Below are 6236 nucleotides of genomic sequence, written 5' to 3'. Positions count from 1 at the left end.
CCCGCTCTCCCCATCCCTCGGTCGGGCCCCCCCCTCCCGCCCTGGTCGGGGGGCTGCGGCCGCGGTGGGTGGGCGGGGGGGGGTGCTCTTCCGCACGGGCCGCGGGGGCGCGCCGCGAGCGGCGCGCCCCGTCGGTGGAGCATTGAGGGAGAGTGGATCAGGCGCGGGTGAGCCGCTCCTCGGTGACGGCCTCGGGGTTCGGTCCGTCGGCCCCGTCCCCGTCCCGGGGCGTCGCGGAGGCCACGGCCTTGAGCCGGCGCGATTCGGTCCGGTACACCACGTAGGCGCCCCAGAACCCGGCGAGGCCAATGATGATCATCATGGCGACCACCGGCCACTGCCATGGTTCCGGCACGTGGAGGGCGAGGAACCAGACCTTGTCCTGCCCCCCGTCGAGCTTGATGGCCAACGGCACGAGGCCCTGCGGGAACAGCCCGAGGATGCCGACGGCCCCGCAGCTCCACATGACGGTCTGGCGGCCGCCCGACAGCGTCTCGAACGGGGACTTGCCGGTGGTTTCGCCCGACTCGTCGGCGGTGGCTGTCGCCGGCGCGCCCGACCGCATCAGGTGCAGCAGGTCGGGGCCCTTCTCCCGCAGCTCCCGCGCCGCCACGGATCCGAGCGTCACGTGGCAGAGAACGCCGGTGAGCAGACCGACCGGGACGCCCGCCCACAGCAGGGCGGGCATGTCCAGGGCCTGGCCCGCCCAGACGACTCCGAGTGCGGGGCACATCGCGAGTGCGACCAGGAAGAACATCATGAAGGACTGCCCGGTGACGTCACCGTGGTCCATCGGCGAGTTCTTGCTCTTGTGCGGGTCAGGGCCGGGGACCAGTGCGACGACGGACGTCCAGATCAGCAGACCGGAGCCGCCGCCGAGCGCGGCGAAGGTGCCGGCCAGCGCCCACGGCACCAGGGAGGCGTCGCCGTGCAGCAGACACCCGACGAGCGTCAGCACCAGCGTCAGCGGGCCGAAGACGGTCAGCCAGGCGAGCTGGCGGGCCCGGACGTCGGCCTTCTCCTTGCCCGGCACCGTCAGGGTCAGCCAGAGCGCGGTGCCGTCCTGTCCGTAAGGGTTGGCGCAGGTCGCGGCGGCCATCAGCGCGCTGGCCGCGCCGACGAACGGGAATCCGGCGGTGAAACCGAAGATCAGCGGGAACAGCACGGTGATGATGGAGAAGGCCGGACCCATCACGATGCCCTGGGTACGGACCGGATCACGCCACCAGGTGCGCATTTCCTTGAGGTAGATCGCCCCCTGGTCGCCGCGCAGCAACCGGCTCCGCCGCACGGCGCGCTGCCCGGCCGAGCCGCGGATGACCGGACGGGCGAGGCGCTGCGGTCCCAGCAGGGCGCTCCATGCCAGGAACAGCAGGACCACGACGACGGCGAGGCCGACCAGCGGTCCTACGGTCCACAGCCAGTCGCCGCGGGCCGCAGCCTCGACGGCGAGAAGGCCCCAGCTGGACGGCAGCGCGCGCACGACCGTGGAGAAGGTGGGTGGGAATCCGTACTCCAGCAGCAGGTAGATGCCGATGAAGAGGACCCAGGAGAACGAGCACAGCGAGACCATCGCCGCGGTGACGGTCGCGGTGACGGCCCCGCCGATGCGGGACCTGGCCAGACTGCGGAACAGCAGGGTGACCACTCGGGACAGCAGCACCACCAGCAGCAGGAGCAGCACCACCGCGGGCACCGACACCACGACGGCCACCCAGCTCAGCCGGGCGGCGAAGACGATGTGCGCGCCGAAGGCGATCAGTGTGAAGGCGGTGGTGGCGGCGACCAGGGCGGCGGCGAGCAGACCCATGGCCAGGGTCCGGGGCGGGATCGGCTGGCGGTGGAAGTGCTCGCCGTTGAGAGCGGGTTCACCGGCGAAGATCGGGCCGATCATCCAGCCCAGCGCCCACAGCGCGAACGTCACCGCGAGCAGGTCCATCAGCAGCCGCGGGTGGGAGAAGTCGAAGGACGCCAGGATCAGAGTGGTGACGGCGAGGCAGATTCCCGCGGTCCAGCCGAGGCCACTGAGGGCCATCTTGGCGTCGGTCGTGCTGTGGCGCAGCACGGCCAGCTTCATCCGGATCAGGACGCCAACCACGACAGTCCCTCCCCGCCGCCGATCTTGACGCCGATCAGGTCGACGAAGGTCTCCTCCAGCGAGCGGTTGCCGCGTACGTCGTCGAGGGAGCCCTCCGCGACGACACGTCCCCGGGCCATCACGCCGACGGTGTCGCACAGCTCTTCGACGAGGGCCATGACGTGGCTGGAGATCAGCACCGAGCCGCCGTGTTCCACGAACCTCTTGAGTATCTTCTTGATGGTGGCGGCGGAGACCGGGTCGACGGCCTCGAAGGGTTCGTCGAGCACCAGCACCTTGGGGGCGTGCAGCAGCGCGGTGGCGAGACCGACCTTCTTGCGCATGCCGGTGGAGTAGTCGACGACGAGCGTGCGTTCCGCGGAGCCGTCGAGTTCCATGACCGCGAGCAGCTCGTCGGCCCTCCGGTCGACCTCCTCGGCCGCCAGACCGTGCAACTGTCCGAGATAGGTCAGTAGTTCACGGCCGGTGAGCCGCTCCGGCATGGCCAGACCGTCAGGCAGGACGCCGAGGAGGCGACGCGCTCGGAGCGGCTCCTCCCACACGTCGGTGCCATGGACCAGGGCTCTGCCCTCGTCCGGCCTGAGCAGACCGACGGCCATGGACAGGGTGGTGGTCTTACCGGCTCCGTTCGGGCCGACCAGTCCGTAGAAGGAGCCCGGCCGCACCGTCAACTCCACGTGGTCGGCGGCCTTGTAGTCGCCGAACACCTTGTGCAGGCCCTCGAGCCGGAAGGCGGCCGCCTCACCGTCGGACGTCTCCCCGTCCATCGCCTTCCCTCTGGTCCGCTCTGCTCCGTGATCCACGGAATTCCTCTCTTGTGGGGGGGTACGCAAGCCGGTCCGCACCGGCACGTCGGCCTGATCAGCCTACGTTCGAAAATTTTAGTTCCTCTTTACCCATGCGCGTCGGCCGCGGAATGGGCTGAATACATGCGCGCGACCTGCCAAACAGGCCGATTCGTATGTGTGTTGCCCGAACTGCGGGCCGAGTCACAGAGGAATGTTCCCGTGCTTGCGAGTCGGTCCGGACTGCCGCTTGTTCCGCAAGCTCACGAGCGCCTTCGCCACCTCGACACGGGTGCGCGACGGCTGGATGACCATGTCGACGAAGCCGTGCGCGGCGGCCTCGTACGGGTTGCCGAATCTTCGCCGGTACTCGTCGGTGAGCTTCGCCTCGGCCTCGGCCCGGTCCTCCGGGGGCACTGCGGCCAGATCGCGCCGGTGCAGGACGTGCACGGCGCTCTCGGCCCCCATCACGGCGATCTCGGCGGTGGGCCAGGCCATCACGCGGTCGGCCCCGATCTGCCGGGACCCCATCACCGCGTACCCGCCGCCGTACGCCTTGCGGGTGATGACGGTGACCTTGGGGACGGTCGACTCGGCGTACGCGTAGAAGAGTTTGATGCCGCGCCGGATGATGCCCTGGTGCTCCTGGTCGACGCCGGGCAGGTAGCCGGGTACGTCCATGAAGGTCAGGACGGGGATGTTGAAGGCGTCGCAGAAACGGATGAAGCGTGCGGCCTTCTCGGAGGCGTCGATGTCCAGGACACCGGCCAGGTGCTGGGGCTGGTTGGCGACCACGGCCACGGGGTGCCCCTCGACACGGCCCAGCGCGCAGATGATGTTGCGGGCGAAGTCCGGGTGGATCTCCAGGTAGTCGCCGTCGTCGAGGACCGTGGCGATGACCTCCGCCATGTCGTACGACTGGCGCTCGGTGTCCGGCACGATGCTGTCGAGCGCGAGGTCGTCCTCGGTGAGCTCGTGGTGGGGGGTGTAGCCGTGCGCGGGCGCGAGTTCCAGGTTGTTGGCCGGCAGGTAGCCGAGCAGGGTCTGCACCCAGGAGATGGCGTCCTGCTCGTCCTCGCCGACGTAGTGCGCGTTGCCGGAGATCTCCGCGTTGACGGTGGGACCGCCGAGCTGCTCGGCCGTCACCTTCTCGCCGGTGACGGCGGAGACGACGTCGGGTCCGGTGACGAACATGTAGGAGGTGTCCTTCACCATCACCGTGAAGTCGGTCATGGCCGGCGAGTACACGGAGCCGCCCGCGCAGGGACCCATGATGAGCGAGATCTGCGGGATCACACCGGAGGAGTGGACGTTGCGGACGCCCAGTTCGGTGTAGTACGCGATGGACAGCACGCCCTCCTGGATGCGCGCGCCGCCCGAGTCGTTGATGCCGATGACCGGACAGCCGACGCTCGTCGCGAAGTCGTAGGTCTTCATGACCTTACGGCCGAAGGCCTCGCCCATGCTGCCGCCGAGCGTGGTGAAGTCGTGCGAGAAGACGCACACCTGACGGCCGTCCACAGTGCCGTGGCCGGTCACCACCCCGTCGCCGTAGGGACGCGCGATGTCCCCGTCGACGGTCCTGTGGCGTACGAACTCGTCGATCTCGACGAACGAGCCGGGGTCGAGCAGCAGATCGATGCGCTCACGGGCGGTGAGCTTCCCCTTGGCGTGCTGCCGGTCTGCGGCCTTCCGCTCTGCGAGGACCACGGCCTTCTCGTGCCGGGCGGCCAGATCGGCGATCCGGTGCGCGGTGGAGGTCTGCGGCTCCTCGACCGGTGAGAGGGGCTCCTGGGACGGCATCCGGGATCCTTTCGCGGCACACGGTTCTCGACGTACGACGGCCGCCCGGGTTGCGACGGCCCTGATTGCGATGATCCTGGGGTGCGGGCCGCCGACATCACCCCTAGTCGACGGCGCCCGCCCCCTACCTCAGACTTCGCGGGTCACGACCCCTCCAGCTCGCTGTCGATCAAGGCGAAGATGTCGTCCTCGGTGGCGGACCGCAGGTCGGCGTCCAGGTTGCCGTCGGCCGGGTCCCGATCGGCGGCGACGTCCGCCCACCGGGCCAGCAGGGCGCTCATCCTGACCCGCAGCCGGGACCGGTCGGTGTCGGTCAGCTCGTCCGACGACGCCTCCAGCTCGTCCAGTCCGGCCAGCAGGGCCGCTGCCGGGCCCGGGGCCGGCGGCACCAGATCGGTCACGAGCCGCTCCGCGAGTTCGACGGGGGTCGGATGGTCGAAGACGAGCGTGGCGGGCAGACGGACTCCGGTCACCGCGCCCAGCCGGTTGCGCAGCTCCACGGCGGTGAGCGAGTCGAAGCCGAGGTCCTTGAAGGACCGTTCCGGTTCGACGGCGTCCGTACCGGTGAAACCGAGCACGGTGGCGACCTCGGTCCTCACCCGGTCGAGCAGCACCTGGGTCCGCTCCGCCGGGGGCAGGGTGCGAAGCCGGTCGGCGAAGCCGGTCTCTCCGGCCGCGGCCGCGGTCCGCCGCCGGACCCGGCCCGGGCCCACGCGCAGCAGGTGCGGCAGGTCGGTACGGCCGGCGAGCCGGGTGGTGTCCACGGCTCCGGGCATCACCGCCGGGTCCGGTCCGGCGAGCACCGCGTCGAGCAGGGCCATGCCTTCCTCGGCCGTGGTCACGGGGAAGCCCGAGCGCGCGGCCCGTTCCCGGTCGTCGTCCGTGAGCGCGCCGAGCATGCCGCCGCCGACGTCCCACGGGCCCCAGGCCAGGGAGAGCGCGGGCAGGCCGCGGGCCTGCCGGTGGCGGGCCAGGGCGTCCAGGTAGGCGTTGGCGGCCGCGTAGGAAGCCTGACCGGGGCTGCCCAGGACCGCGGAGACGGACGAGAAGAGGACGAACTCCTGTACGTCGGACAGCATGTGATGCAGCGTCCGGGCAGTGGTGGCCTTGGCTGCCAGCACCGGGGCGACCCGGTCGGGGGTGAGGCCGGTGACCACGCCGTCGTCCAGAACTCCGGCGACGTGGAACACGGAGGCCACCTGGCGGCCGTGCAGGATCTTCGCCAGGGCCTCGGGGTCGGCGGTGTCGCAGGCCACAATCTCGGCCCGGGCACCGGCGGCCTCCAGATCCGCCGCCAGCTCACCGGCATCCGTGGCATCCGGGCCGCTCCGGCTCAACAGCAGCAGATGGCGGCGGCCCTGTGCTGCCAGGTGCCGGGCCAGTACGCCTCCGAGGGCGCCCGTGCCGCCGGTGATCAGGGTGGTCCCCTCCGGATCCGGATCGGCGGGCAGTGTGAGGACGACTTTGCCGATGTGCCGGGCCTGGCTCATGAAACGGAACGCGTCCGGAGCCTGCCGCACATCGAACGTACGGACCGGAGGCAACGACAG

Annotated in this window: 4 protein-coding genes; all 4 read right to left on the bottom strand. The window is 70.5% G+C overall.

The annotated features are described in order from the left end of the window. Positions 1-157: 157 nt before the first annotated feature. Complete coding sequence (locus ABT001_RS35600) at positions 158-2098, bottom strand: hypothetical protein (RefSeq protein ID WP_351285812.1); 1941 nt, start codon at positions 2096-2098, stop codon at positions 158-160. Then, a complete protein-coding gene (locus ABT001_RS35595) occupies positions 2083-2901 on the bottom strand; it encodes an ABC transporter ATP-binding protein (protein WP_502967582.1) in 819 nt (272 codons plus the stop codon). Before ABT001_RS35595 ends, ABT001_RS35600 begins: the two co-directional genes overlap by 16 nt. A 186-nt stretch (positions 2902-3087) precedes the next feature. Then, complete coding sequence (locus ABT001_RS35590; RefSeq protein WP_351285810.1) at positions 3088-4686, bottom strand: acyl-CoA carboxylase subunit beta; 1599 nt, start codon at positions 4684-4686, stop codon at positions 3088-3090. 143 nt (positions 4687-4829) lie between these two features. Further along, on the bottom strand, positions 4830-6236 hold a 1407-nt coding region (locus ABT001_RS35585), incomplete at its 5' end, for a beta-ketoacyl reductase (RefSeq protein ID WP_351285809.1).

The organism is Streptomyces sp. NPDC002793, from assembly GCF_040295485.1.
GTDB lineage: Bacteria > Actinomycetota > Actinomycetes > Streptomycetales > Streptomycetaceae > Streptomyces.
Note: the sequence above shows the minus strand (reverse complement) of the source record. Positions and strands in the feature narration are given on the sequence as shown.